Genomic DNA, 25,591 nt, shown 5'->3' on the forward strand with positions numbered 1-25,591 from the left:
CCGAGTTGACGATAGCCCCCGCCAACCCGAGTCGTCCGATCTCTTGACGTGCCCCTGACTGAATGGCTTCATGGGAGCGCACCGGAGTGGGAGCGCTCCCACTCCGGTGATCCGCCCTTCTCCCTCCCCCTTCTGGAGCCGCAGTGAGAACAGCGAGACGCACAGCGAAGAGCACCACCACCGTCATCCTCACCGTCCTGTCCACCCTCCTCGGGTTCCTGGCCCTCGGCGGCCTCGCCCCGGCGCAGGCCGCGTCCGCGGCCGGCACCGGTCTCCACATCAGCGACGGCCGGCTGGTCGAGGGCAACGGCAACGACTTCATCATGCGCGGGGTCAACCACGCCCACACCTGGTACCCGGGCGAGACCCAGTCACTGGCCGACATCAAGGCGACCGGCGCCAACACCGTCCGCGTCGTGCTGTCCGACGGCTACCGCTGGAGCAGGAACAGCCCCGAGGACGTCGCCGCCGTCATCGACCAGTGCAAGGCCAACCGGCTCATCTGCGTACTGGAGGTGCACGACACCACCGGGTACGGGGAGGACTCCGCCGCCGGCACGCTGGATCACGCGGCCGACTACTGGATCAGCCTCAAGGACGTCCTCGACGGCCAGGAGGACTACGTCATCATCGACATCGGCAACGAGCCCTGGGGCAACACCGACCCGGCGGGCTGGACCGCCCCCACCACCGCCGCGATCCAGAAGCTGCGCGCCGCCGGGTTCGCGCACACGATCATGATCGACGCGCCCAACTGGGGCCAGGACTGGGAGGGCGTCATGCGGGACAACGCCCAGGCGCTCTACGACGCCGACTCCACCGGCAACCTCCTCTTCTCGATCCACATGTACAGCGTCTACGACACCGCCCAGAAGGTCACCGACTACCTGAACACCTTCGTGGACGCCGGACTGCCCCTCGTCATCGGTGAGTTCGGCGGGCCCGCCGACCAGTACGGCGACCCGGACGAGGACACGATGATGGCGGACGCCGAGCAGCTCGGGCTCGGCTGGATCGCCTGGTCCTGGAGCGGCAACACCGACCCCGTCCTCGACCTGGCCATCGACTTCGACCCGGCGCGCCTCAGCTCCTGGGGCGAGCGGATCTTCCACGGCGCCGACGGCATCGCCCAGACCTCCCACGAGGCCACCGTCTTCGGCGGCGCGTCCGACGACACCGAGGCCCCGACCGCCCCCGGCACCCCGGCGGCCTCCTCGGTGACGGACACCTCCGTGGCCCTGACCTGGGCCGCGTCCTCGGACAACGTTGCCGTCGCCGGATACGACGTCGTCCGCGTCAGCGGTGACACGGAGACCACCGTCGCCTCCTCCGCCGGCACCGGCGTCACCGTCACGGGCCTCACCGCCGGCACCGCGTACTCCTTCGCGGTCTACGCACGCGACGCCGCCGGCAACCGCTCGGCGCGCTCGGCCGCCGTGAGCGTCACCACGGACGAGGGCTCCACCGCCCCGGCCGGCAGCTGCGCGGTCGGCTACCAGGTCGTCGGCGAGTGGCAGGGCGGCTTCCAGGGCGAGATCACCATCAGCAACACCGGCACCACGGCCATCGACGGCTGGACGCTCGGCTTCGCCTTCGCCGACGGCCAGACCGTCACCAACATGTGGGGCGGAACGTCGGCCCAGAGCGGCGGTTCGGTGACCGTCGTCCCGGCCTCGTACACCTCCGCCATCGCCGCGAACGGCTCGGTGACCGTCGGGTTCACCGGCAGCCAGAACGGCACGAACACCGCACCGGCGGCGTTCACCCTCGACGGCGCCGCCTGCACGGCCGCCTGACACGGTGCCGGCCGGCGGGAGCCTCCCCGGCCCCGCCGGCCGGCGCCCGGACCTCATTCGGTGACGGTCGGGGTCATCTTCGTGGTGGCGCACTCGTACGTCAGGTACGCCGCCCCGCTCTCCAGGACCGTGTGGTCCGTGAGCGACCAGGCCGTCGGGTCGAAGGCCGCCCCCCGCCCGAACAGCGGGATTCCCGCGCCGAGCGTCGTCGGGCTCAGCTTCACGATCAGCCGGTCGATCTCCGGGTAGAGCGCACCGGCCAGTTCACCGCCGCCGACCAGCCAGAGGTCCTTGCCGTCCTCCTGCTTCAGCTCCCGCACCTTCGCGACCGGGTCGCTCGCGACGATCTCCACCGCCGGGTCGGGGCTCTCGCCCAGGGTGCGGGAGAACACCAGGTGCCGCAGATGCGGGTAGGCGTCCGTGACTCCGGCGTCGAGGCCGACCTGGTACGACCTGCGGCCCTCCAGCACCGTGTCGAAGTGGGTGCCCTCAGCCGTCACACCGAGCGCGGCCCGCGCCGGGCCCGGCAGGGTCTCCGGGTAGGTGGCGATCAGGTGTGTGAGGTAGTCCTCCGGAATCGGCCAGAAGCCGTCCGGTCCGCTGGGGTCGCCCCCGTCCGGTCCGGCGATGAAGCCGTCGAGGGTGGAGGCGATGAAGTACACGAGCTTGCGCACGTACGGCCTTTCGTCCGGTGGCGGCCGCCGCGCGTCGGGGCCGTCGGCCGCCATGGTCGGGCAGGTGTTTCCGCGCACGCAACGGGAATCCGGCCTTCCGGGGCCCGGCCGGGGTCAGCCCTTCTTCGGCCGGTCGAACCACATCGTCGCCACCGACGGCACCAGCCCCGCCCAGAAGAGCACCAGCGGGACCGTGCGCTCCGTCCAGGGGACCTGGGTGATCAGCAGCGCGCAGAGCAGGGCCCACGCCGCCTGCCCCAGGACGATGCGGGCCCACGCCAGCCGCCGGATGAGCGAGGGCAGGTTGACCCGGATCCCGGCCCGCAGCCGGCGGTAGCGCAGCAGGGCGCACAGGGCCCAGATGACCGCCATGAGGACGAGGTCCCACAGCCGCTGGCCGAGGACCAGGGGCAGTTCCCGCTGCGTCTCGCCGTCCGTCCGGAACAGGTCGATGCCCGCGGCGGCGAACGCCAGGCAGAGCAGGGCCGGCCAGCGCAGGCCGCGCAGCAGCCGGTACGAGGCCGCGTCCAGGCCCTGCCGCATCGGTGTGGAACCCGGGGCGGAGGCCAGCGCGTCGGCGTACAGGGTGGCGGCCTCGGTCGCCTTGACGCCGGGGGCGGTCGCCGCCTTCCGCGTCCGCCGGGCCAGGGCACGTTCGTGCTGCGGGTCGAGCCGGAGGATCGCCTCGTCCATCCGGTCGGCGGCGGCGCGGTCGCCGGACATGTCGGCGATGAGCCACGCCACCTCGTAGACGTACACCACCTCGGGGGCCAGCCGGATGGCCTCCTGGGCGATCAGGTCGGCCTCCCGCAGCCCTGCCGTCATGTCCTCGCGCCGGACCTGGCCGCCGTTCGCCTGGCCCGAGCTGATCATCCGGATACGCCAGAGCCAGTCGGCGAGCCGGGCGTAGCCGAACCAGTGGTCGGGAGCCAGGCGTATCGCCTCGCGCAGCACGCCCTCGGACTCCGGGAAGCGGCCCCCCACGCGCAGGGCGTCGGCGTGCACGAGGAGCGCCCCGACGTGTTCGGGGTTCAGGGCGAGGGCCCGCTCGGTCGCCTCCAGGGCCTTCGCGCCGTTCTGCTGGTCCCCGAGATGGCACCGGGCGAGTTCGGTCCAGGCCCGGATGTCCTCTGGGTCCTCCGCGAGCCGCCGGGCCAGCAGTTCCCTGGCCTCCTCGTACCGCTTGAGGTCGACGAGCAGCTCGGCCCGCTCCACGGCGGGATGCAGGGAGCCGGTCACAGCTTGCGCCGCTTCTTCAGGTACGTCACCAGGTCGTCGTACATGCCGCCCTCGTTGGCGAACATCGCCACGTTGCGCGCGGAGGCGAACCACGGCTCGGCGGACGGCACGGTCTCCTTCGCGGCGGCCAGCAGGTCCTTCGTGTCGATCATCCGTACGGTTCCGGTCCGCACCGAGTCCAGCAGGGCCCGCTCGGCCGCCGCCTCGCAGACATGGGCCAGGTCCGCGCCGGACAGGCCGTCGGTGGCCTTGACCAGCTTGGCCACGTCGACGTTCTCGATGGGGCGGTCGCGCAGGTGGTAGCGGAGGATCGCCTCCCGGGCGGGCCCGTCGGGCGGGAGGACGAGGATGGTCCGGTCCAGCCGGCCGGGGCGGCGCAGGGCGTTGTCCACGTCCCAGGGCACATTGGTGGCGGCGAGCACGAAGACGCCCTCGTTGGCCGCGGATTCGATGCCGTCCAGCTCGCTGAGCAGCTGGTTGACGACGTTGCGCATGCCGCTGTGCGCGGTGCGGCTGCGCTTGGCGCCGAGGGCGTCCAGCTCGTCCAGGAAGAGCACGCAGGGGGCCTGGCGGCGGGCGGTCTCGAAGATCTCGTGCATGTTGCGCTCGGAGTTGCCGATCCACATGTCGAGCACGTCGTTCACGGAGACGGACAGGAACGCGGCACCGAGTTCGCCGGCCACCGCCCGCGCGAGGAACGTCTTGCCGCAGCCGGGCGGGCCGTACAGCAGCAGCCCGCCGCGCAGGCTCTTCCCGTACAGCTTGCGCAGTTCGGGGTTGCGGAGCGGGGCGAGGAAGGCGGCTTCCATGCGGTCCTTGACGTCCTGCATGCCGCCGACGTCGGCCAGCCGCACGGCGCCGGGCCGCTCCACGTCCCACGCCTCGGCGTCGCCCGGTTCGTCCTGCCCGTCCGCGCGGACCGGTGTCCCGGCGAACCGTGGCGGAACGACGTCCCCGACCTGGTCCTCGGCGGCCCTCCAGTCGAACCCGGCGCGCGGACGGGGCCGATCGTCCGGGGAGGGTGACGGGGACGGGGAAGCGGGCGCGGACGGGGAAGCGGATCCGGGTGCGGACGGGGAAGCGGGTGCGGGTGCTGGTGCGGGCGGGGACGCGGGTGCGGGCGGGGCGCCCATCGCCCGGAGCATCAGGTCCCTGGCCTGGGCATCCCCGGGCGCGTGCTGAAGGGCCACGGCCGCCTCGGCGACGGCCTCGTCGGCCCGGTCCGCCTCCAACAGGAGCTGGGCCAGGTGCAGTCGCAGGGGCACGTCGGCGGGCGCGGCGGCGACCGCGGTGCGCAGGCTCTGTATGAGAGGGGGGTCGTCCGACATGATCGACAGCCTAGTGCGGCCCTCCGACACTCCCCGGGGGACGGCCTCAGGCGGGCCCGCGCCGCGTGGTCGTGACCGCGTCCAGGGCCGGGGCGATCACCGCGAAGGCCCGGTCGGTCAGGCCGGCCGGGGACTCCACGCCGTCCCCGGCGCTCCAGCGGTGCAGTACGGCGTCGAAGGCGTTCAGCGCCATGCCCGCGGCCAGCCTCGGGTAGAAGTCCGTGCCGGCGTCGGTCCCCAGCCGCTCGGCCAGCTCCCGCGCCAGGTCGTCACGCCACCGGGCCTGGCGTTCCAGGAAGCGGGCGTGCAGCGCGGGCGTGCGCAGGATCAGCTGGACGACGCGCAGCGCCCGCTCCCCGTGGTCGGCGCATTCACCGAGCGGGACCCAGACCGCGCGCAGCAGGGCGACGGACGGCGGCTCGTCGGCGGGGCGGTTGGACAGTTCGGCGCGCATGCCCGTACCCATGTCGGCCAGGAACTGGACGACCACGTCCTCCTTGGACGCGAAGTAGCGGAAGAACGTCCGCTTCGACACTCCGGCGGCCGTCACGATCTCGTCGACCGTGACCGCGTCGAATCCCTTCAGGGCCAGCAACTGCAATGCCGCTTCGGTCAGTTCACCGGAGACGAGCTGACGCTTGCGCTGGGCCATGGTCACTTCGGGGCGGCTGCTCACCCCATCCACGGTACTCCATGCCCCGCATGACACCAAGTGCCGTATTGACGCTCGATGCCACCAAAGGCAACCTGTGCCGCATGACACAGGAGCAGCGACAGCAGCAGCGTCGGCAGCGCTGGACTTCCGAGCAGATCCCGGACCAGACCGGGCGCGTCTTCGTCGTCACCGGGGCCAACAGCGGCCTCGGTCTGGCCACCACCCGGGCGCTCGCCCGCCGGGGCGGGCATGTGGTCCTCGCCGTACGCGACGAGGGCAAGGGCCGCCGCGCCGCCGCGGAGATCACCACCGACCGGCCCGGCGCCCGGCTTGAGGTGCGCCGCCTGGACCTGGCCGACCTCGAATCCGTACGGGCCTTCACCGAGGAGCTGTGCGCCGACCACTCCCGACTGGACGTACTCGTCAACAACGCCGGCGTGATGGCCCCGCCGCGGTCGCTGAGCCCGCAGGGCCACGAATCGCAGTTCGCCGCCAACCACCTCGGCCACTTCGCGCTCACCGGGCGGCTGCTCGGCCTACTGGCGGCGGGCAGCGATCCCCGTGTGGTCACGGTGAGTTCGGCCAACCACCGCAAGGCCGAGCTCTTCTTCGACGACCTCACGGGCGACCGCCGGTACTCACCGATGGGCTTCTACAACCAGTCCAAGCTCGCCAACGCCGTCTTCGGCCACGAACTCCACCGCCGGCTCGCCGAGGCCGGCAGCCCGGTGCGCAGCCTCCTGGCCCACCCCGGCTACACCGCCACCAACCTCCAGACGGACGGGCCCGTCGCCCTGGTGAGGATGGTGTTCGGCCGCCTCCTCACCCCGCTCGCCCAGAGCCCCGAGCAGGGGGCACTGCCGCAGTTGTACGCGGCGACGGAGCCGGGTGCGCGCAGCGGCGACTTCATCGGGCCCGACGGCATGGGGGAGTTGCGCGGCGCACCGACCCGGGTCGAGCTGTCCGCCGGGGCGGCCGACGCCGTGACGGGGCGGCGGCTCTGGGAGGTGTCGGAACAGGCCACGGGGGTGCGGTTCGCGTTTCCCCCGTCCGTCTGAACCTTCGCGCTCCGGAAGGTCCGAAGCCCCCGGGATTTGGATAAAGTGCCGTGTCTACAGCAGAGCTCTCCGGGGGAGTCACGAGTTCATGAGCGGTCAGCAGCCACGCAGAGCCGGCGCCTCGCAGGTCTTCCAGCCCCTCGCGGGCGACGACCCGACCACCATCGCCGGATACCGGCTGGCCGCCAAGCTCGGCGCGGGCGGCATGGGCAAGGTCTACCTGTCGTACACGCCCGGCGGACGGCCCGTCGCCATCAAGGTGATCCGGCCCGAATTCGGTGAGGACCCCGAATTCCGCAGGCGGTTCGCGCAGGAGGTGACGTCCGCGCAGCGCGTGCAGGGACTGTTCACCGCGCCCGTCATCGACGCCGACACCAAGGGCGCGCAGCCGTGGCTGGCCACCGCCTACGTGCCGGGCCCCTCGCTCGCCGACGCGGTCGTGGCGCACGGCGCGCTGCCGGTCGAGGCGGTGCTGCTGCTGATCGCCGGCATGGCGGAGGCCCTGCACGTCATCCACGGGGCCGGCATCGTGCACCGCGACCTCAAGCCGTCCAACGTGCTGCTCGCGGCGGACGGGCCCCGCGTCATCGACTTCGGCATCGCCTACGCGGCCGACGCGACGTCCCTCACCGGCAGCGGTGTCACGATCGGCACCCCGTCGTTCATGGCCCCGGAGCAGGCCGCCGGGCGCCGGGTCACCCCGGCGACGGACATCTTCGCGCTCGGCCAGGTCGCCGCCTTCGCCTCCACGGGATCACCGGCCTTCGGCGAGGGGACCTCGCACGGGGTGCTCTACCGGATCGTGCACGAGGACCCGGACCTCACCGGCGTCCCGGAGCGGCTGATGGAGCTGGTCGGGCGCTGCCTGTCCAAGGACCCGGAGGACCGGCCCTCGGTCGCCGAGGTGATCCAGCTGTGCCAGACGGCGAACGCGGAGACGGTGCTGCGCCGCCCCGAGGACTGGCTGCCGACCCCGGTGGCCGCCGACATCACCGTCCGTGCGGCGGCCCCCGCCCCCGTCCAGACCCCGCCGCCCCCGTCCGCCGCGCCGGCCACGCCGGCCGCCGGGACGGCCACGCCCGCCACTGCCCCGGCCCCGGAACCGGAACCGGAACCGGCGGCCGTCCAGCAGCCGCCGGCGCCCGCGGCGAGCACCCCGCCCCCGGGGTACGGTCCGCCGGTCACCCCGCCGCCGGGCCAGGGCCCGCAGCCGGTGCAGCCGGGCCCGTACGGGGCCCAGCCCGTCCAGCCCGGCGCGTACGGCTATCCGCAGCAGGCGTACGGCTACCCGCAGCCGGCTTCCGGGCAGCACCCGACGCAGCCGACCCCGCAGGCACCCGCGCCCGCCAAGCGCCGGCGCGGCCGGGTCGTCGCCCTCGCCATCGCCGCCGCGCTGATCTTCGGCCTCGCGGGCGGCGGAACCGCGTACTTCATGCTCAAGGACGACGGCAAGGACGACCGGAGCACGTCGTCCGCCAAGGACAAGGCCACCCCGCCGGCCGGCGAGACGACTCCCACGCCGACCCCGCAGGACACCTCCGAGGAGGAGGCGGACGGCGGCAGCCCGGAGGAGGCCGACGTCGACCCCACCCCGACGGCCGACCCGACGCCCGACGAATTCCCCGGCATCAACCTCACCGCCGGCTACCACCTGACGCTCGGGGACGACGAGGTGCGCCCGCAGGAGGGCGAGAACGACGGGTACGAACTCTCCTACGACGACGACGGATACATCGACTCGGAGACCGAGGGCGGCAAGCTCATCCTGCTCGACCCGGGGCAGCACGGTTCGCTGGACATCTGCCGCGCGGAGACCCGGTTCGCGAACCACATCAACGTGAGCAAGCTCTCCAAGGGACGGCAGGTCTGCGTCACCACGGGCACCGGCCACATGGGGCTCATGACGTTCCAGGGCCAGTCCCCCGAGGACTCGCCCAGCAACTACATCACGATCGACATCACGGTCTGGCGCAACGCGTTGGGGTGAGCCCGGCCTCTCGGGCCCTCCGGCGACGAGGCGTCAGCCCGTGATCAGCCGCTGGAGCGCCGGCGCGTACAGGTCCGCGATGCGCTCCGGAGTCGCCAGCGCGCCCGCGCCCTCGCGGTGCAGGCTCAGCGTCGCGCCGAGGCCGAGGAGGTGCCCGGCCAGAAGCTCCGCGCGCAGGGCGCGGTCGGTGCCGGGGAGTCGGGCGGTGAGCGCGTCGGTGACCTGTTCGTGGAAGCGGTCGCGCAGCAGGGAGCGTTCGTCCTGGTTGCCGAGGGAGAAGACGACGCGCAGCAGCGGGTCCGACTGGGCCTCGCGGCGGCGGGTCACCAGCGTGACGACCATGTGGCGGCCCAGGGCGTCGAGCGGGGCGTCGAGGAGTTCGGCGGCGGCCGGGCCGAAGTCGGCCACGGTGTTGAAGAGTTCCTCCTTGCGGCCGAAGTGCTTGACCACGAGGGAGGGGCTGACCCCGGCGTCCGCCGCGATCCGGCGGATCGTCACCTCCGCGTACGGGCGCTGGGTGAAGGCCCGCCGCGCGGCACGGAGGATGGCGTCCCGTCCCGTGCCGGTGTCGGCGGGGGCCGCCGTGGTGGCATGGCCGCCGGTCATGCGCCCTCCTGGATTCCCGCCGGCCGCGCACCGCCCTTCCGGGTGCCCGGCGCCTCGCGGCTCTCCCCGACCGTACCCGCCCCGGCCGGCCTGTGGCCCGGCAGGAACAGTGTGACGGCCAGCGCGGCGAGCGCCGCGCCCGCCGCGATCACGAAGACCAGCTGGTACGCGTGGAGGGTCGGGGCGGTCCTGCCCCCGGCCTGGAAGGTGATGTTGGCCAGGACGGCGGCGACCGTGGCGCTGCAGAAGGCCTGCCCGATCGAGCGCATGAGGGTGTTCAGGCCGTTGGCCGCGCCGGTCTCACTGACCGGGACTCCGCGCATGACGAGGGCGGGCAGCGCCGAGTACGCGATGGCCGTTCCGGAGGCGACCACGGTGGCGCCGACGATGATGAGCCAGAGGCTGTGGCTCGTGAAGTACCGCACGCCGTAGCCCGCGGCGATGATGCCGGCCGCCAGCGCCAGACTGACCTTGGGGCCGTGCTTGGCGGAGATCCGGGCGGACACGGGCGACAGCGCCACCATGGCCACACCGCCCGGCAGCAGACACAGACCGCTGACGACGAGCGAGGCGCCGAGCCCGTAGCCGGTGGCCTTCGGCTCCTGCACCATCTGGGCGGTGACCAGCGAGTTCGCGTAGAAGGCGAAGCCGATCAGGAGAGCGGCGATGTTGGTGAGCAGGACGGCCGGGCGCGCGGAGATCCGCAGGTCGACCATGGGTGTGGTGACGCGCAGCTCGTACGCCCCCCAGACCAGCGCCACCACCACGGCCGCACCGAGCAGGCCGAGCGTCCGGCCCGAGGTCCAGCCCCAGTCGCCGCCCTGCGTCACCGCGAGCAGCAGGCAGACCAGCGCGCCGGTCAGACCGAAGGCGCCGAGCGCGTCGAAGCGGCCGCGGGTGCGCAGCGGGGACTCCGGGACGAAGGCCAGTACGAGCACGATGTCGATGAGGCCGATGGCGCCGGAGACCCAGAACATGGTGTGCCAGTCGAAGTTCTCCACCACGAGCGCGGCGATCGGCAGGCCGACGGCGGCGCCGATGCCGAGGGTGGAGCTCATCAGGGCGACGGCGGACAGGACGCGCTCGGGCGGCAGTTCGTCGCGCAGGATGCTGATGCCCAGCGGTACGACGGCGATGGCCGCGCCCTGGAGGGCGCGGCCGGTGATCAGGACGCCGATGTGGGAGCTGGCCCCGCACAGCACGGAACCCACCACCAGGACGGCGAGCGAGGCGATGAGCACCCGCCGCTTGCCGTACATGTCGCCGACCCGGCCGAGTACCGGGGTGAAGACCGCGCCGGTGAGCAGGGTGACGGTGACCAGCCAGCTCGCGGCGGCCGGGGTGGCGCCGGTCAGGGCGGGGATGTGCGGGAGCAGGGGGACGACGATCGTCTGCATGACCGCGACGACGACCCCGCAGAAGGCGAGCACGCCCACCGCGAAGCGCGGGTGCGGGGCCTGGGCCGCGGGAGTCGTCGGGGCTGCGGGGGCGGGTATGTCCGCGGGCATGGTTCTCCGTTGCGGTGATCGACTGCGGGGCCAGGGGGTGCACAGCTGTTCACCTCCAGGGTAAACGGCTGTGCACCCCCTCCGCGACGGGATGCCGGAAGCGCGCGTTAGCCTCGGACAGAACCCGGTTGTGCGCCCGGCGCGCACCCCATGACGTGACGAAGGCGGAGGTGGCTGCGATGGCGAAGGTGCCGGCAGCGGCGGTGGCGGCGGGCGGACTGGTCGGCGGTTACGCCGTCGCGCGGTGGACCCGCAAGCGCCCGCTGGGCGGGGTCGCGCTCGTGGCGGCGGGCGGCGTGGCCGCGTACGAGTGGAACCGGCAGGCGGGCCCCCGCACGGCCGTCGCCCTGACCACCGCCTATGTGGCCGCGTTCGCGGGCTCGCACCCGCTGGCGAAGAAGGTCGGCGCCTGGCCCGCCGTCCTCACCGCAGCGGGCACCGTGGCCGCCGCGTCCTGGGCGGTCACCCGCCGGTCCGCCTGAGACGGCCGTCCCCCGCGGCCCCGGCCCCGGGCCACCGCCCGGCCACCGCCCCGGGGGACCCGCTCACCACAGCGCCCACGACACCGTGTAGATCGCCAGGCCCGCCAGCGCACCCACCACCGTGCCGTTGATCCGGATGAACTGCAGGTCACGCCCGATGTGCGCCTCGATCTTGCGCGAGGTCTGGTCCGCGTCCCAGCCCGCCACCGTGTCGCTGATCAGCGACGTGATCTCCGCCCGGTACGTCGTCACCACGTACACCGCCGCGTCCTCCAGCCAGCCCTCCAGCTTCGCCTGGAGCCGCTCGTCCGTGGCCAGCCGGGCACCCAGCGACATCAGCGAGGCACGGGCCCGCAGCCGCAGCTCGCTCTGCTCGTCCTCCGCCGCCGCGATCACCATCGCCCGCACGGACGCCCAGGCGGAGGCGATGACGTCCTGGACCTCGCCACGCCCCAGGATCTCCGACTTCAGCCGCTCCACCCGGTCCCGGGTCTCCGAGTCGGTCTGGAGGTCGGCCGCGAAGTCCGCCAGGAACGTGTCGATCGAGCCGCGCGCCGGATGCCCCGGCATGTCGCGCATCTCGGTGACGAACCGCAGCAACTCCTTGTAGACCCGCTCACCGACCCGCTTGTCGACGAAACGGGGCGTCCAGCCCGGCGCCCCGCCCTGCACCGCGTCCATCACCGAGTCGCCGTGCTGGACGAGCCAGTCGTGCGCCCGCGCGCAGACCAGGTCCACGAGCTTGCGGTGGCCACCGTCCGCGACGACCTTGTCCAGCATCTTGCCGAGTCCTGGGCCGATCTCCACCGCGTTCGCCCGCCGGGTGATCGCCTCACCGACGACGGCCTGCACATCCGCGTCCCGCAGGACCGTCAGCGCCCCGCGCAGCGCGGTCGACAGCTCGGCCGTGACCCGGTCCGCGTGGGCAGGCTCCGCGAGCCACCCGCCGACCCGGCCACCGATGCCCAGCGAGTGAATCCGGTCACGTACGACGCCCCCGGAGAGAAAGTTCTCGCCGACGAAGGAACCGAGCGAGGCCCCGAGCTGGTCCTTCTTGGTGGGAATGATGGCGGTGTGCGGAATCGGCAGACCGAGCGGACGCTTGAAGAGGGCCGTGACGGCGAACCAGTCGGCGAGCGCACCCACCATGCCCGCCTCGGCGGCCGCCGCGACGAAGCCCGGCCAGCCGCTCACCCCCTCGTTCTTCGCCCAGGTGGCGAGAACGTACACGAGCGCGACCAGCAGAAGGAGGCCGGTGGCCGTGGTCTTCATCCGGCGTACGCCACGACGCTTCTCCTCGTCCGCGGCGGTGTACGCGAACGAGGCGAGGCCCGCGGGCCGCTCCCGAGCGCCCTCGCCCCGCACCTGTCCGCCGGGCCCCGGGGGCAGCTCGCCCCGCTCGGTCCGCCCGGCACCGTCGATCCGTTCCATCCGCTCCACCCGTCCGCCCGCGCTTCGCCCCCGGCGCCGCGTAGGCATTGTCCCTGCCTGACCTACTCCCGGGCCGCACGTCGAGTTCCCCGCGCCCTGCCGCATCATGGAACCGGTCCATCCCCCCTTCTTCCTCTTTTCCGCAAGGAGACACACCGCCCATGCCCAGGCGCCAGGGGTACGCCCTGCTCATAGCCCTAGTGGCGGGCACCGCCGCGCTCGCCGCCGCCGTGGCGTTCGCCGGTTCCCTGCTGTTCTCCGGGCCCCGGGCGACGGCGGCGGCGAGCACGGCCCCGCAGGGCGTGGCCCGGACCCCGGCCGCGCCCGCGCACTCCTCCGGCCGCTGGCTCGCCACCTGGGCGGCGGCCCCGGTCGTCGGGGTGAGCGACCCGGACCAGGCCCGGGACCAGAGCCGGCGCACCATCCGTAACGTCGTGCACACCAGCGTCGGCGGCACCCAGGCCCGCGTCACCCTGTCCAACCTGTTCGGTACGCGACCGCTGCTCATCGACCACGTCACCGTCGACACCCGCCCCGTGACGTTCGACGGCGCCCCTTCCGTCACCGTCGCGGCAGGCCGGCAGACCGTCAGCGACGCCGTCGTCGTCCCGGTCTCCGCCGACGCCGACCTCGTGGTGACGCTGCGCACCCCGACCGCCGAAGGCCCCGTCACCGCCCACCCCAACAGTCACCAGACCTCCTACACCGAGGACGAGCGGGGCACCTGGAGCACCACGCAGTGGCGCTACCTCACCGCCGTGGACGTGCGGGGCGGCGCCGCGACCGCGACGCTCGTCGCGTTCGGCGACTCGCTCACCGCGGGTACGGGCTCCACCACGGACGCGAACACCCGCTGGCCGGACACCGTCGCCGACCGGCTGCGCGGCCGGTACGCGGTGGTCAACCAGGGCATCGGCGGCAACCGCCTGCTGCGCGAGGGCATCGGCCCGCGCGCCCTGGACCGCTTCGAGCGCGACGTCCTCGGCATCTCGGGCGCGAAGACCGTCGTCATCGCGCTCGGCGTCAACGACATCCAGGCGTTCCCGCAGGAGACCGACGCGATGCGGATCACCGGCGCGCTGCGCACCCTCACCGAGCGGGCCCACGCACGCGGCATGAAGGTCATCGGCGCGACCCTCATGCCGTACCAGGGGTACGCCACCTGGACGCCCGCGCAGGACGCGGTGCGCGAGCGGGTCAACGCCGAGATCCGGGCGGGCGGCGTCTTCGACGAGGTCCTCGACTCCGACCTCGCGCTGCGCGATCCGGACCACCCGCGGCGGCTGCGGCCCGCCTACGACGCGGGCGACCACCTGCACCTGAACGACGCGGGCTACGCACACCTGGGCGCGCTGGTGGACATCGACGCGCTGCTGAGGGCCAAGGCCACGACCGACGCGCTCTGACCGGGAGACGGAGGGCGGCAGGCGCCTCGCACGTACGCGCTACCGGCCGCCCCCGTCGCCCTTCTCCAGCCGGCCCCGTCCGTCGCCCTTCTCCAGGCGGGCCCGCTCGCGCTCCGCCTCGCGCAGCCGCTGCTTCTCGGCCTTGCTGCGCTTGTGCTCCACGCCGACACCGCCCATCAGCGCGAAGCCGGTGATCCGGACCCGGGGCGCGTCCGGCGCGGGGGCCGCGTCGTCCTTGGCGTCCTCACCGAAGCCGCCCATGATGCCGATGCCCCGGACGTCCACGTTGAGGTCCGGCGGGACCGTCACATGGATGCCGCCCATGATCGTGAAGCAGCGGATGACGACCTCGCGGTCCTCGAAATTCGCCTCGCGCAGATCGATCTCGCCGCCGCCCCACATGGCGAACGCGGTGAAGACCTTGCCGACCGTCCAGTTGCCCCGGCGGCGGAACCCGCCCCAGAACGCGAAGGCACCGCCCGAGGTGGCCGGCTTGCCGACCCGCTCCGACCAGCGGGCCGCCGAACCCGACCGGGGCTGCACGGCGGCCGACGCCGAGGACGGCGAGCCGACCCCCGAAAGGTCGCGGACGAGCGGCTCCAGCTCCCCGTGCGTACGGGCCTTGTACGCCCGGTCGAGGCGCTGGTCGAACTCCTCCATCTCCAGCCGGCCCTCGGCCACCGCCTCGCGCAGGATCTCGGCAATACGTTCACGCTCGGCGTCGGAGGCCCGCATATCCGGAAGTTCGCTTGTCATACCGAGAAGAGTATTGAACGCGCACGCTCACGTCACCGATCTACAGGCCGGTGGCCGACGCGTACATCTTCGCGATCACCGCCTCGATGTCCGGCTCCCGCACCGAAAGGTCCACCATCGGGTACTCCGCGGCGATCCGCGCCACCAGCGGCGCCGCCGACGCCGACGCGGGGAACGCCAGCCACTGCCGCGGCCCCTCCACCTTCACCGTCCGCACCGACGGCTCCGACTCCAACCGGATCGGCGGCAGTTCACGCTCCAGGTCGACCACGAGCATCCGCTCGCTCTCCCCCACCTCGTGCAGCCCGGCCAGCGCGCCGTCATACATCAGCCGGCCATGGTCGATCACCATCACCCGCCGGCACAACTGCTCGATGTCCGTGAGGTCATGGGTCGTCAGCAGCACCGTCGTGCCGCGCTCCGCGTTCAGGTCCCGCAGGAACTCCCGCACCTTGGCCTTGGACACCACGTCCAGGCCGATCGTCGGCTCGTCCAGGTACAGCACCTCCGGATCGTGCAGCAGCGCCGCCGCGATGTCGCCCCGCATCCGCTGCCCGAGCGACAGCTGCCGCACAGGCACGTCCAACAGCTCACCCAGGTCCAGGAGTTCGACACACCGCTCCATGTTGACGCGGAACCGGGCGTCGGGCACCCGGTACATCCGGTGCATAAGCCGGTACGAGTCGCGCAGCGGCAGGTCCCACCACAGCGTCGTGCGCTGCCCGAAGACCACCCCGATCCGGTGCGCCAGCCGCGTGCGCTCCCGGGACGGATCGATGCCCGCCACCCGCAGCGAACCCCCGCTCGGGGTCAGGATCCCGGTCAGCATCTTGATCGTCGTCGACTTCCCGGCCCCATTCGGCCCGATGTAGCCGACCATCTCGCCACGCTCCACCCGGAAGCTGATCCCATCGACAGCCCGCACCTGACGGCGCTCCGCGCGCATAAAACCCGTCCTGCGGCGGACGTCGAAGACCTTCTCCAGGCCGTCCAGCTCGATGAAGGCCCTACCGGTGGCCTTCTCCGCGGTCGTCTCGGTGTCCGTGCTCATCCCGCTGCCTCTTCTCGCCCGTTCCTCGTCAACTTCCCGTACTCCGGTACGCCCGCAGCCCGGCCCGCCACGCCAGCCCCGCCCCCGCCGCGCACACGGCCGCCACCACGGGCGGCAGGAACGCCACCCAGTGCGGCAGCCCCAGCGGATAGTCCCGGTCCAGGACGTACAGCGCGGGCAGCCAGTTCACGAAGGCCAGCGGCACGACGAACGTCACCCCGCGCACCAGGTCCTTCGCGAAGATCGTCGGCGGGTACTGGAGCAGCGTGTTGCCGCCGTAGGTGAAGGAGTTCTGCACCTGCGACGCGTCCTGCGCGATGAACTGGAAGGCCCCGCCCGCCACGAACACCGCGCCGAAGATCACCGACCCGCTCAGCACCATCAGCGGCAGCACGGCCACCTTCGCCACGGTCCAGTCGATGTCCGCGGCCACCAGCCCGTAACCGAGGACCAGCAGCCCCTGCGTGATCCGCCCCAGCCTGCGCAGCGCGAACCGGTCCGCCGCCACCTGGGCGAGCACCGGCACCGGCCGCACCAGCAGCGTGTCCAGGGTCCCGTCACGCACCCGGCGGCCCAGCCGGTCCATCGACCCCATCAGCAGGTCCGCCAGCCCGAACGCCGTCCCCGCGGCCCCGTACAGCAGGGCGATCTCCGGGAGCGTGTAACCGCCCAGCGCGTCGACGTGCCCGAACATCAGGACGATCGTCACGAAGTCGAACGCCGTCGCCGTGAAGTTCCCGAACGCCGTCATCAGGAACGACGCCCGGTAGGCCATCGTGGAACGCAGCCACATCCCGACGATCAGCCCGTACGCCCGCACCCCCTCGACGAGCCGCGGCTTCGGCACGAACAGCTCCTCGGGCGCCCGCGTCACGGCACCCTCCACCACCTCAGCCACCCTGGACCACCACCCTCCGCGTCGCCACCGACTGCACCATCCGCCCCACCAGCAGCAGCACCGCGGCCCAGGACGCCTGGAACACGTACACCCGCACCAGACCCCAGCCCGTGTACTTCCCGAGGAACACATCCGCCGGCACCTGGAGCAGCGCCGACCACGGCAGCATCCGCGCCACCTCGCCGAGCAGCCCGGGGAACAGGGTCAGCGGCAGCAGCATCCCGGAGAAGAACAGCCCCGCCAGGAACGCGATCTGCGCCGCACCCGCGCCATCCATCAGCCAGAAGGCGGACAGCGCCACCAGATAGCGGATCGCGAAGCTCACCACCACGCCCAGCGTCACCGCGACGAGGAACGCCAGCCAGGTCCCGGCCCCCGACGGAAGCGCCAGGTCGAAGGCGAGCCCACCGAGGACCATCGGCACGATGCCGCGCCCCAGCAGATGGAAACCGGCCCGCCCCAAGTCACCCGCCAGCCACCACATTTGCAGGTCGACCGGCCGGTACAGGTCGACCGCGATGTCGCCCGTACGAATGCGCTCGATCAGCTCGTCCTCGAAACCGCCGCCCATCATCACGCACGTCATCAGCAGCGCCTGGCCCAGCCAGACGAACGTGAGCGCCTGCGGCATGTCGTACCCGCCCAGCCGGGGCCGCTCGTCCCACAACGCGGTGTACGTGTAAGCCAGGATGAAGCCGAAGACGGTGTTGGTGAACACCCCCGCGACCGTCTCGATCCGATAGGTGGCATAGCGGCGGAAACCACCCGCCGCCACCACCGCGTAGACCCGCACAGCAACCGCCTCCCCCGTTCACGGGTGCCGCACCGCGCGTGGACACCAAAGCGCAAGAGCCTAGTCCGGCCGGACCGGGCGTCGCGACCGCTTTTCGGCGGGCGATCCGAGGGTTATTCCGAGGCTTATGCGACAGAAGGGGGCAGTATGGGGGAACTGACCGCGGCCGAGGAGTCTGCACCGACATGAGCGACGAGCCACAGCAGCAGAACGGGGACTCCAACCCCGGGGGCTGGGCCCCCAGGGACCTGCCGGCCGACGCTGCCGCCCCCGGCCCCGCCCCCGAAGACCGGGACGCACCCGCCGGAACCGGCGGGAAGAAACCCCCGAAGACCAAGCGCCCCAAGCGCACCGGCTGGCGGCGGCTCGTCCCCACCTGGCGGATGGTCCTCGGCGGCGTCCTGCTCATCGCCCTGATCCTGGTCGGCGGCTTCATCGCCGGATACCAGCTCGTGGACATCCCCGCCGCCAACGCCAGCGCGACCGCCCAGTCCAACGTCTACCTCTACGAGGACGGCAGCGTCATCGCCCGCGACGGCGACGTCAACCGGGAGAACATCAAGCTCGCCCAGGTCCCCCGCACCGTCCAGCACGCGGTCCTCGCCGCCGAGGACCGCGACTTCTACTCCGAACGCGCCGTCGACATCAAGGCGATGTTCCGGGCCGGCTGGAACACCGTCACCGGCAAGGGCAAACAGGGCGGCTCGACCATCACCCAGCAGTACGTCAAGAACTACTACCTGGGCCAGGAACAGACCGTCGTCCGCAAGATCAAGGAATTCTTCATCGCGATCAAGCTCAACCGCGAACAGTCCAAGGACCAGATCTTCGAGGGCTACCTCAACACCAGCTACTTCGGCCGCAACGCCTACGGCATCCAGGCCGCGGCCCAGGCGTACTACAGCAAGGACGTCGGCGACGTCACCACCGCCGAAGGCGCCTACCTCGCCTCCCTGCTCAACGCCCCCAGCGCCTACGACGTCGTCACCCACCCCGAGAACAAGGCCGCGGCCGTCGCCCGGTGGAACTACGTGCTCGACGGCATGGTCAAGGAGGACTGGCTCGGCGCCGGCGAACGCGCCGGCCTGACCTTCCCCACCCCCGGCGCCGTCAAGCCCGCCAACAGCCTCTCCGGCCAGCGCGGCTACATCGTCCAGGCCGTCGAGGACTACCTCGTCGACCGCGACATCCTGGACGAGAAGACCCTCGCCACTCGCGGCTACCGCATCACCACCACACTGGAGAAGAAGAACCAGGACGCCCTGGTCAAGGCCGTGAACGACAAGGTGATGTCCCGCACCGACCAGGACCGCGACGCCGACCGCAACGTCCGGGTCGGCGGCGCGTCCGTCGACCCCGCCAACGGCCATGTCGTCGCCCTCTACGGCGGCATCGACTACACCCGGCAGTACGTCAACAACGCGACCCGCCGCGACTACCAGGTCGGCTCCACCTTCAAGCCGTTCGTCTTCACCTCCGCCGTCGCCAACGACTCCACCACCCGCGACGGCCGCCGCATCACCCCCGAGACCATCTACGACGGCACCAACAAGCGCATGGTCCAGGGCCCCGACGGCCCCACCGGCTACGACCCGGCCAACGAGGACGACGTCGACTACGGCCCCATCACCGTCCGCACCGCCACCGACAAGTCCGTCAACGCCGTCTACGCCCAGATGGCCGAGGACGTCGGCCCCGAGAAGGTCAAGCAGACCGCCATCGCACTCGGCATCCCCAAGGACACCCCCGACCTCACCGCCTCCCCCTCCATCGCCCTCGGCCCCGCCACCGCCAGCGTCCTGGACATGACCGACGCCTACGCCACCCTCGCCAACCACGGCAAGCACGGCGACCACGTCCTCGTCACCAAGATCACCAAGAACGGCGAGAGCGTCACACTCCCCGGCCGCACGGTGAAACAGGCCGTCAGCCGCGAGGCCGCCGACACCACCACCTCGATCCTCCGCAGCGTCGTGGACGGCGGCACCGGCACCGCCGCCCAGGCCGCGGGCCGCCCCGCCGCCGGCAAGACCGGCACCGCCGAAGAGGACAAGGCCGCCTGGTTCGCCGGCTACACCCCCGACCTGGCCACCGTCATCGCCGTCATGGGCCAGAACCCGGAGACCGGCGCGCAGAAACCCCTCTACGGCGCACTCGGACTCCCCCGCGTCAACGGCGGCGGCGCCCCCGCCGAAACCTGGGCCCAGTACACCGGAGCCGCCCTGCGTGGCACCCCCGCCGAGGACTTCGACCTCGACCTGGAAAGCGGCACGGACGACACCGCGCTGCCCACCGAGGAGGACACCGCACCCGGCGAGACCGGCCGGCGCCCCTCCAACTCCCCCACCCGCTCCCCGTCCACCACCCGGCCGAGCACTCCGTCCACCCCGCAGACCACCCCCGGCACCACCGACACCCCCGCCGGAGGCACCGGCAACGGCGGCACGACGGACGGCGGTACGGACACCGGCGGCGCGGACGGGGGCGGGAACGGCGGCGGAGACACCGGCGGGAACGACGACGGGGGCGGCGGCAACGGCGAGACCGGCGGCTTCCTCGAAGGCCCCCAGGGCACGAGGGCCCCCACCGGCCGACCCTAGGACCAGGCGGCCGTCAGTGCCCCGACGTGGCCTTCAGCCCCACCACGGCCACCAGCAGCAGACAGACGAAGAAGATCCGGGCCGCCGTCACCGGCTCGTGCAGCACCACCATCCCCAGCACCGCCGCACCCGCCGCGCCGATCCCGACCCACACCCCGTACGCCGTACCGATCGGCAGAGTCCGCGCCGCATGCGACAGCAACAGCATGCTCGCCACGATCCCCAGGCCGGTGAACACACTCGGCCACAACCGGGTGAACCCCTCGGTGTACTTCATCCCGATCGACCAGGCCACTTCCAGCAGACCGGCGACGACCAGCAGAACCCACGCCACGACAGCACCTCCGACGAGACAGAACACGCGAACAACACGGGTGCGTCGTCTTTGCGAAACCCGGTACGGCGCGTCTCGTCGGGTGCGTCCACCGTAGCAAAAAACAGGCAAAGGGCCCGGTGACAACGGTCACCGGACCCTCAGAGCCTCTCCGCGCGGACCGGCGCGGACCGGCACGGGCCGGCACGGACCGGCACGGACCGGCACGGACCGGCACGGACCGGCACGGACCGGCACGGACCGGCACGGACCGGCACGGACCGGCACGGACCGGCACGGACCGCGCCGGGCTACAGATACAACCCGGTCGAATCCTCCGAACCCTCGAACCGGTCCGCGGCCACCGCATGCAGATCGCGCTCACGCATCAGCACGTACGCCACGCCCCGCACCTCGACCTCCGCCCGGTCCTCCGGGTCGAACAGCACCCGGTCACCCGGCTCGACCGTCCGCACGTTCTGCCCCACCGCGACCACCACGGCCCACCCCAGCCGACGGCCGACCGCGGCCGTCGCGGGAATCAGAATGCCGCCGCCGGAACGCCGCTCGCCCTCGGGCGACTCGGACCGGACCAGCACACGGTCGTGCAGCATCCGGATGGGCAGCTTGTCGTCGGTGTTCTCGCTCACGCCCCGCAACCTACCGGGCCACCGCCCGGCCGTGCGCGCGAGGGGCCCGTCCGGCAGGCCCGCGAAGATCCGCCGAACGGGCCCGAGAGCCCGTCAACGCCTGCCGCGCCGCCCGGAAGCCACGACCAGACCCACCACGCCGACCGCAAGCAGCGCCACCGGAATGACCCGCTCCAGCCGGGGCGAGCCCTCCGCCGTGACGAACTGCGCCTTCACATCCGACACCGCCCGGTTCACCGCGACGTACGCACGCCCGGCCGTCCGGTCCACGGTCCCGGCCACCTTCGCCTTCGCGTCACCGATGATCGTCTTCGGGTGCACCCGCACCCCGATCTCATCGAGTACCACCGCAAGCTGCTCGCGCCTGCTGATGATGTCCGCCTCGATCTGCGCAGGGGTCCTGGCATCCGACACCGCGCCGCCTCCGTGGTCCTCGTCCGGTAAACCTTCATCGACAGTCTGTCAGTTCCACCGCCCCCGCACCCGGCGGCACCCCCTACTACCCTCGGTCCCGTACACCCCACGTACCAACGAGGAGAACCATGAGCGAGCGCCTCAAGCCCGGCGACACCGCCCCCGCCTTCACCCTCCCCGACGCCGACGGCAACGACGTCTCGCTCGCGGACCACAAGGGCCGCAAGGTCATCGTCTACTTCTACCCCGCCGCACTTACCCCCGGTTGCACCAAGCAGGCCTGCGACTTCACCGACAACCTCGGCCTCCTCGCCGACGCCGGCTACGACGTCATCGGCGTCTCCCCCGACAAGCCGGAGAAGCTCGCCAAGTTCCGCGAGAAGGAAAACCTCAAGGTCACCCTGGTGGGCGACCCCGCCAAGGAGACGCTGGAGGCGTACGGCGCCTTCGGCGAGAAGAAGCTCTACGGCAAAACGGTGACGGGCGTCATCCGCTCCACGGTCGTCGTCGACGAGGACGGCAAGGTCGAGCACGCCTTCTACAACGTGAAGGCCACCGGCCACGTCGCCAAGATCATCAAGGACCTCAAGATCTGAGATCCGCCCATTCGCCCGGAACGGCCCCCAGCGGCCCCGAGCGGCCCCGAGCGGCCCCGAGCGGTCCGGCACCAGCCGAACCGTTGGGCCGAACGGCCGAAATCGTGTGATGGACATCCCAATCCTTCGCCGAATCGGTTTGCGACCGCCATGTCCGCGCAGAAGCCTTTCCTGAAACACTCGCCGAGGAAAGGAACCGGCCATGGCGGCCTCCGACCCCCACCAGGCGGCCGACCCCGAAGCGGTCAAACGCCACCCCGCCCTGTTCCGTGCCATCCGAAAGCGCCAGAACCCCAAGCTGCGCCGTACGGACATCACCATCACGGACGACCAGGCGGTCAAGCGCGCGGTCAAGGCGGCTTCACTCGGTAATGCCATGGAGTGGTTCGACTTCGGCATCTACTCCTACCTCGCCGCCACCCTGGGCCATGTCTTCTTCCCGTCCGGGAACGACACCACCCAGCTCCTCTCCTCCTTCGCCACCTTCGCGGTCGCCTTCCTCGTGCGCCCCCTCGGCGGCATGTTCTTCGGGCCCATGGGCGACAAGATCGGCCGCAAGAAGGTCCTCGCCCTCACCATGATCATGATGGCGATCGGCACGTTCGCGATCGGCCTCATCCCCTCGCACCAGACGATCGGCGTCTGGGCGGCCGTCCTGCTGATCTTCTTCCGCATGCTCCAGGGCTTCTCGACGGGCGGCGAGTACGGCGGGGCCTCGACCTTCATCGCCGAATACGCCCCCGACAAGCGGCGCGGCTTCTTCGGCAGCTTCCTCGAATTCGGCACCCTCGCCGGCTACGTGGGCGCCGCCGGCCTGGTCACCCTGCTCTACGCGCTGCTCAGCGACGCCCAGATGGAGTCCTGGGGCTGGCGCGTCCCCTTCCTCGTCGCGGGCCCCCTCGGCCTCGTCGGCCTCTACCTGCGACTGCGCCTGGACGAGACGCCGGCCTTCCAGAAGCTGGAGGGCGGCACCGCGCACGCCACGGAGGCGGCGGACAGCGTCGAGACGACGGCCAAGGGCGACCTCGCCAAGATCTTCCGCGACTACTGGCCGACGCTGATCCTCTGCATCTGCCTGGTCGGCGCGTACAACATCACCGACTACATGCTGCTGTCGTACATGCCGACGTACCTCTCCGACGAGCTCGGCTACAGCGAGACCCACGGGCTGCTCATCCTGCTCGGCGTCATGGTCTTCCTGATGCTGATCATCAACCAGATCGGCAAGCTCTCCGACCGCTTCGGCCGCAAGCCCCTGCTGATGACCGGCATGCTGGGCTTCCTGATCTTCTCCCTCCCGGCCTTCCTCCTGATCCGCCAGGGCAGCATCCCGGCCATCATCATCGGCATGCTCATGCTGGGCCTCTCCCTGGTCTGCATGCTCGGCACGATGTCCGCCGCCCTCCCGGCCCTGTTCCCCACGAACGTCCGCTACGGCTCCCTCTCGGTCGGCTACAACCTCTCCGCGTCGCTCTTCGGCGGTACGACCCCGCTGGTGATCACGGCCTTGATCAGCCTCTCGGGCAGCAACCTGATGCCGGCGTACTACGCGATGGCGGCGGCCCTGGTCGGCGTGATCGCGGTGGCCTGCATGAAGGAGACCGCCAACAAGCCCCTGGCGGGCTCCCCGCCGTCGGTGGAAACGACGGAGGAAGCGGAAGAACTGGTCGCCTCCCAGACCCCGGACCCGAAGTTCTGACCCCGCTTGCCCCACCTGCGGCCCGTACGGCTTCCCCTCGAAGCGGTACGGGCCGTTCCACATCTTGTCGGATATCGGACGTGACCCTCCGATATTCGGTTCGTTGATCCGTACGAGGCCGCGAACGGGTGGCCGGATGCGGAGGGGAACGTGTCAGTCAGCCCTTACACACGAGAGCGGCTCTCGGAGGCTGCCTCATCGTCGCGAACGCTGTCCGAAGCGTTGATGAAACTCGGGGTCGACCCGAACAGTCGCACTCGGGGCTACCTGCGCGAACGGATGCGGAAAATGGGTCTGGACACCAGGCACTTCGAGCGCGAGGGGGCCCGCTGGACCAAGGACGTCCTTGAACCCGTCGTCGCTGCGTCAAACAGCGTGCATGAGGTACTGCGGCGCCTCGGACTCGACTTGGTCGGCGGACACCACACGAACATCAGCCGTCGGATCAAGTCGTACGGCCTCGACACCTCCCATTTCGTCCAACCGTCACAAGCGGCTCTCCCACAGCGCCGACGCTCACCCCAGCAACTGCTGACCGTGGATGATGCACCCCATGCACGCCGCATTCCCGGTGTCCGCCTCAAAGCCGCGATGAAGGCCCTCGGCATCGCGGATCGGTGCGCCGGCTGCGGAACACTACCCATGTGGCGCGGCCATCCGCTCACGTTGGAGGTGGACCACATCAACGGCAGGTGGCGCGACAACCGACTGGAGAACCTGAGGCTGCTCTGCCCCAATTGCCACTCGACGACCGACGCATACCGAGGTCGCGGCAAGGGGCGGCGCACACCGACGCAGAGCGAGAACCAATGAGTTCGGGCGGCCGCTACACACGGGAACTGCTGGCCGAAGCCGCGGACAAGTGCGCCAACATCCAGGAGGTCATCAACTTCCTGGGCACTCCCCCTTACGGTCGACTCAGTAGCTATCTGTTCGACCGCTTCGACCATTTCGGGATCGACGTGTCCCACTTTCCCCGCCGCACCTACCGCAGAGCGGGGAAACGCCCCTCAACAACGGAACTCGCGGTTGCCGTGACCTCGGCCGTTTCCATCGCCGACACTTTCAGACGGCTGGGCCGCACGGACAACGCGAGCCAGCGGAAGCAATTGCACGCCTGGCTTGCCGAGGACGGGCTCACCATCACGCACTTCCTGGGGCAAGGACATCAGCGGGGACGGGTCGGAACCACCCCGCTGAAGCCCGCTGACCGCATCCTGGTGCAGCACGACGGCCGACACCGCACGAAGACTGCGCTGCTGCGGCGTGCCCTTCGCGAAGTCGGCGTCCCCGAAGTGTGTGCCGAGTGCGGAACCGGCACGGTCTGGCTGGGCAAGCCCATGACATTGGAGGTTGATCACATCAGCGGCGACTGGAGTGACGATCGCAGAGAGAACCTGCGACTTCTGTGCCCGAACTGCCACGCGGTGACCCGCACCTGGTGCAGGGGCGGAACCAACCCGGGGCGTTGAAGGACTGTCCGATACCCGCTGCACTCTCTCCGTGGAGGGCAGTAAGCTGAGATTAGCTACGCGGCCGTAGCCAAACTGGTATCGGCGGGTGTTTTAGGGGCATCTGGGAGAAATCCTGTGTGGGTTCGAATCCCACCGGCCGCACAACATGATGGGCCGCCCTCCGGGGCGGCCCATCA

The 25,591-nt window shown here is 71.4% G+C and carries 24 protein-coding genes, 1 tRNA gene and 1 riboswitch; of the genes, 11 read left to right on the forward strand and 14 right to left on the reverse strand.

The window, feature by feature from the left end; genetic code table 11:
* Positions 1-143: 143 nt before the first annotated feature.
* A complete protein-coding gene (locus B082_RS0131960) occupies positions 144-1,796 on the forward strand; it encodes a cellulase family glycosylhydrolase (RefSeq protein WP_018555858.1) in 1,653 nt (550 codons plus the stop codon).
* A 53-nt stretch (positions 1,797-1,849) separates the two neighbouring features.
* Here B082_RS0131960 and B082_RS0131965 read toward each other — a convergent pair whose 3' ends face one another.
* The 4 genes from B082_RS0131965 to B082_RS0131980 form a co-directional block, all read right to left on the reverse strand.
* Positions 1,850-2,470 carry a dihydrofolate reductase family protein gene (locus B082_RS0131965; protein WP_026250409.1) on the reverse strand — a complete coding sequence of 207 codons (621 nt, stop codon included), beginning with the start codon at positions 2,468-2,470 and terminating at the stop codon, positions 1,850-1,852.
* A 114-nt stretch (positions 2,471-2,584) separates the two neighbouring features.
* Positions 2,585-3,709, reverse strand: coding sequence for a tetratricopeptide repeat protein (locus tag B082_RS0131970; RefSeq protein ID WP_018555860.1), 1,125 nt, complete (start codon positions 3,707-3,709; stop codon positions 2,585-2,587).
* On the reverse strand, positions 3,706-5,037 hold the full coding sequence (locus tag B082_RS0131975; RefSeq protein ID WP_018555861.1) for an ATP-binding protein: 1,332 nt from the start codon (positions 5,035-5,037) through the stop codon (positions 3,706-3,708). Before B082_RS0131975 ends, B082_RS0131970 begins: the two co-directional genes overlap by 4 nt.
* Before the next feature lie 46 nt (positions 5,038-5,083).
* Positions 5,084-5,689, reverse strand: a complete 606-nt coding sequence (locus tag B082_RS0131980; RefSeq protein WP_106435571.1) for a TetR family transcriptional regulator — start codon at positions 5,687-5,689, stop codon at positions 5,084-5,086.
* A 104-nt stretch (positions 5,690-5,793) separates the two neighbouring features.
* On the opposite strand from B082_RS0131980, the gene B082_RS0131985 reads away from it, so the two are divergent.
* A complete protein-coding gene (locus B082_RS0131985; protein WP_018555863.1) occupies positions 5,794-6,750 on the forward strand; it encodes an oxidoreductase in 957 nt (318 codons plus the stop codon).
* Positions 6,751-6,838: 88 nt separating this feature from the next.
* Positions 6,839-8,737, forward strand: coding sequence for a serine/threonine-protein kinase (locus B082_RS0131990; protein WP_018555864.1), 1,899 nt, complete (start codon positions 6,839-6,841; stop codon positions 8,735-8,737).
* 33 nt (positions 8,738-8,770) lie between these two features.
* Here the strand turns inward: B082_RS0131990 and B082_RS0131995 are convergent, their stop codons facing one another.
* The gene (locus B082_RS0131995; protein ID WP_018555865.1) at positions 8,771-9,343 is read right to left on the reverse strand and encodes a TetR/AcrR family transcriptional regulator; all 573 of its coding nucleotides are present in this window, start codon (positions 9,341-9,343) and stop codon (positions 8,771-8,773) included.
* The gene (locus tag B082_RS0132000) at positions 9,340-10,851 is read right to left on the reverse strand and encodes an MFS transporter (protein WP_018555866.1); all 1,512 of its coding nucleotides are present in this window, start codon (positions 10,849-10,851) and stop codon (positions 9,340-9,342) included. The genes B082_RS0131995 and B082_RS0132000 overlap by 4 nt, the downstream gene beginning before the upstream one ends.
* Before the next feature lie 179 nt (positions 10,852-11,030).
* Here B082_RS0132000 and B082_RS0132005 point away from each other — a divergent pair, with 179 nt between their 5' ends.
* The gene (locus B082_RS0132005) at positions 11,031-11,333 is read left to right on the forward strand and encodes a hypothetical protein (protein WP_018555867.1); all 303 of its coding nucleotides are present in this window, start codon (positions 11,031-11,033) and stop codon (positions 11,331-11,333) included.
* A 63-nt stretch (positions 11,334-11,396) separates the two neighbouring features.
* On the opposite strand, the gene B082_RS0132010 is transcribed toward B082_RS0132005, so the two are convergent.
* Positions 11,397-12,605: a DUF445 domain-containing protein gene (locus B082_RS0132010; protein WP_026250410.1), complete on the reverse strand. Its 1,209-nt coding sequence runs from the start codon at positions 12,603-12,605 to the stop codon at positions 11,397-11,399.
* 320 nt (positions 12,606-12,925) lie between these two features.
* Here B082_RS0132010 and B082_RS0132015 point away from each other — a divergent pair, with 320 nt between their 5' ends.
* Positions 12,926-14,170 (forward strand): SGNH/GDSL hydrolase family protein, encoded by a 1,245-nt coding sequence (locus B082_RS0132015; protein ID WP_026250411.1) that lies wholly within the window; start codon positions 12,926-12,928, stop codon positions 14,168-14,170.
* Between the two features lie 39 nt (positions 14,171-14,209).
* On the opposite strand, the gene B082_RS0132020 is transcribed toward B082_RS0132015, so the two are convergent.
* The 4 genes from B082_RS0132020 to B082_RS0132035 all read right to left on the reverse strand — a co-directional run bounded on the left by B082_RS0132020 (position 14,210) and on the right by B082_RS0132035 (position 17,668).
* Positions 14,210-14,905: a DUF1707 SHOCT-like domain-containing protein gene (locus B082_RS0132020; RefSeq protein WP_018555870.1), complete on the reverse strand. Its 696-nt coding sequence runs from the start codon at positions 14,903-14,905 to the stop codon at positions 14,210-14,212.
* A 61-nt stretch (positions 14,906-14,966) separates the two neighbouring features.
* Positions 14,967-15,977 (reverse strand): ABC transporter ATP-binding protein, encoded by a 1,011-nt coding sequence (locus B082_RS0132025; RefSeq protein ID WP_018555871.1) that lies wholly within the window; start codon positions 15,975-15,977, stop codon positions 14,967-14,969.
* Between the two features lie 28 nt (positions 15,978-16,005).
* Complete coding sequence (locus B082_RS0132030) at positions 16,006-16,875, reverse strand: ABC transporter permease (RefSeq protein ID WP_018555872.1); 870 nt, start codon at positions 16,873-16,875, stop codon at positions 16,006-16,008.
* Positions 16,868-17,668 (reverse strand): ABC transporter permease, encoded by an 801-nt coding sequence (locus B082_RS0132035; protein WP_018555873.1) that lies wholly within the window; start codon positions 17,666-17,668, stop codon positions 16,868-16,870. The genes B082_RS0132030 and B082_RS0132035 overlap by 8 nt, the downstream gene beginning before the upstream one ends.
* Before the next feature lie 185 nt (positions 17,669-17,853).
* Between B082_RS0132035 and B082_RS0132040 the strand changes: the two genes are divergently transcribed.
* Complete coding sequence (locus B082_RS0132040) at positions 17,854-20,268, forward strand: transglycosylase domain-containing protein (protein ID WP_018555874.1); 2,415 nt, start codon at positions 17,854-17,856, stop codon at positions 20,266-20,268.
* A gap of 13 nt (positions 20,269-20,281) precedes the next feature.
* On the opposite strand, the gene B082_RS0132045 is transcribed toward B082_RS0132040, so the two are convergent.
* From B082_RS0132045 to B082_RS0132055, 3 genes are all read right to left on the reverse strand, one after another.
* Positions 20,282-20,602, reverse strand: coding sequence for a DMT family transporter (locus B082_RS0132045; protein WP_018555875.1), 321 nt, complete (start codon positions 20,600-20,602; stop codon positions 20,282-20,284).
* 39 nt (positions 20,603-20,641) lie between these two features.
* Positions 20,642-20,716, reverse strand: a riboswitch (guanidine-III (ykkC-III) riboswitch).
* Between the two features lie 176 nt (positions 20,717-20,892).
* The gene (locus tag B082_RS0132050; RefSeq protein WP_018555876.1) at positions 20,893-21,231 is read right to left on the reverse strand and encodes a GroES family chaperonin; all 339 of its coding nucleotides are present in this window, start codon (positions 21,229-21,231) and stop codon (positions 20,893-20,895) included.
* A 93-nt stretch (positions 21,232-21,324) separates the two neighbouring features.
* Positions 21,325-21,645 carry a DUF3618 domain-containing protein gene (locus B082_RS0132055; protein ID WP_018555877.1) on the reverse strand — a complete coding sequence of 107 codons (321 nt, stop codon included), beginning with the start codon at positions 21,643-21,645 and terminating at the stop codon, positions 21,325-21,327.
* 128 nt (positions 21,646-21,773) lie between these two features.
* Between B082_RS0132055 and bcp the strand changes: the two genes are divergently transcribed.
* The 5 genes from bcp to B082_RS0132080 all read left to right on the forward strand — a co-directional run bounded on the left by bcp (position 21,774) and on the right by B082_RS0132080 (position 25,556).
* Positions 21,774-22,241 (forward strand): thioredoxin-dependent thiol peroxidase, encoded by a 468-nt coding sequence (gene bcp / locus B082_RS0132060; protein ID WP_018555878.1) that lies wholly within the window; start codon positions 21,774-21,776, stop codon positions 22,239-22,241.
* Positions 22,242-22,443: 202 nt separating this feature from the next.
* The gene (gene proP / locus B082_RS0132065; RefSeq protein ID WP_018555879.1) at positions 22,444-23,940 is read left to right on the forward strand and encodes a glycine betaine/L-proline transporter ProP; all 1,497 of its coding nucleotides are present in this window, start codon (positions 22,444-22,446) and stop codon (positions 23,938-23,940) included.
* A 150-nt stretch (positions 23,941-24,090) separates the two neighbouring features.
* Positions 24,091-24,753 (forward strand): HNH endonuclease signature motif containing protein, encoded by a 663-nt coding sequence (locus tag B082_RS38500; protein WP_078622709.1) that lies wholly within the window; start codon positions 24,091-24,093, stop codon positions 24,751-24,753.
* On the forward strand, positions 24,750-25,412 hold the full coding sequence (locus B082_RS0132075; RefSeq protein WP_018555880.1) for an HNH endonuclease: 663 nt from the start codon (positions 24,750-24,752) through the stop codon (positions 25,410-25,412). Before B082_RS38500 ends, B082_RS0132075 begins: the two co-directional genes overlap by 4 nt.
* 60 nt (positions 25,413-25,472) lie before the next feature.
* Positions 25,473-25,556 (forward strand) — tRNA-Leu (locus B082_RS0132080).
* The last annotated feature ends 35 nt before the right edge of the window (positions 25,557-25,591 follow it).

This window comes from Streptomyces sp. ATexAB-D23, from assembly GCF_000373645.1.
Classification (GTDB): Bacteria; Actinomycetota; Actinomycetes; order Streptomycetales; family Streptomycetaceae; genus Streptomyces; species Streptomyces castrisilvae.

Bases quoted from the DNA above. Each gene is read 5' to 3' on its own strand.
- B082_RS0131975 (WP_018555861.1), bottom strand. From the start codon at position 5,037: ATGTCGGACGACCCCCCTCTCATACAGAGCCTGCGCACCGCGGTCGCC.
- B082_RS0131980 (WP_106435571.1), bottom strand. From the start codon at position 5,689: ATGGCCCAGCGCAAGCGTCAGCTCGTCTCCGGTGAACTGACCGAAGCG.
- B082_RS0131985 (WP_018555863.1), top strand. From the start codon at position 5,794: ATGACACAGGAGCAGCGACAGCAGCAGCGTCGGCAGCGCTGGACTTCC.
- B082_RS0131990 (WP_018555864.1), top strand. From the start codon at position 6,839: ATGAGCGGTCAGCAGCCACGCAGAGCCGGCGCCTCGCAGGTCTTCCAG.
- B082_RS0131995 (WP_018555865.1), bottom strand. From the start codon at position 9,343: ATGACCGGCGGCCATGCCACCACGGCGGCCCCCGCCGACACCGGCACG.
- B082_RS0132000 (WP_018555866.1), bottom strand. From the start codon at position 10,851: ATGCCCGCGGACATACCCGCCCCCGCAGCCCCGACGACTCCCGCGGCC.
- B082_RS0132005 (WP_018555867.1), top strand. From the start codon at position 11,031: ATGGCGAAGGTGCCGGCAGCGGCGGTGGCGGCGGGCGGACTGGTCGGC.
- B082_RS0132010 (WP_026250410.1), bottom strand. From the start codon at position 12,605: ATGAAGACCACGGCCACCGGCCTCCTTCTGCTGGTCGCGCTCGTGTAC.
- B082_RS0132015 (WP_026250411.1), top strand. From the start codon at position 12,926: ATGCCCAGGCGCCAGGGGTACGCCCTGCTCATAGCCCTAGTGGCGGGC.
- B082_RS0132020 (WP_018555870.1), bottom strand. From the start codon at position 14,905: ATGCGGGCCTCCGACGCCGAGCGTGAACGTATTGCCGAGATCCTGCGC.
- B082_RS0132025 (WP_018555871.1), bottom strand. From the start codon at position 15,977: ATGAGCACGGACACCGAGACGACCGCGGAGAAGGCCACCGGTAGGGCC.
- B082_RS0132040 (WP_018555874.1), top strand. From the start codon at position 17,854: ATGAGCGACGAGCCACAGCAGCAGAACGGGGACTCCAACCCCGGGGGC.
- bcp (WP_018555878.1), top strand. From the start codon at position 21,774: ATGAGCGAGCGCCTCAAGCCCGGCGACACCGCCCCCGCCTTCACCCTC.
- proP (WP_018555879.1), top strand. From the start codon at position 22,444: ATGGCGGCCTCCGACCCCCACCAGGCGGCCGACCCCGAAGCGGTCAAA.
- B082_RS0132075 (WP_018555880.1), top strand. From the start codon at position 24,750: ATGAGTTCGGGCGGCCGCTACACACGGGAACTGCTGGCCGAAGCCGCG.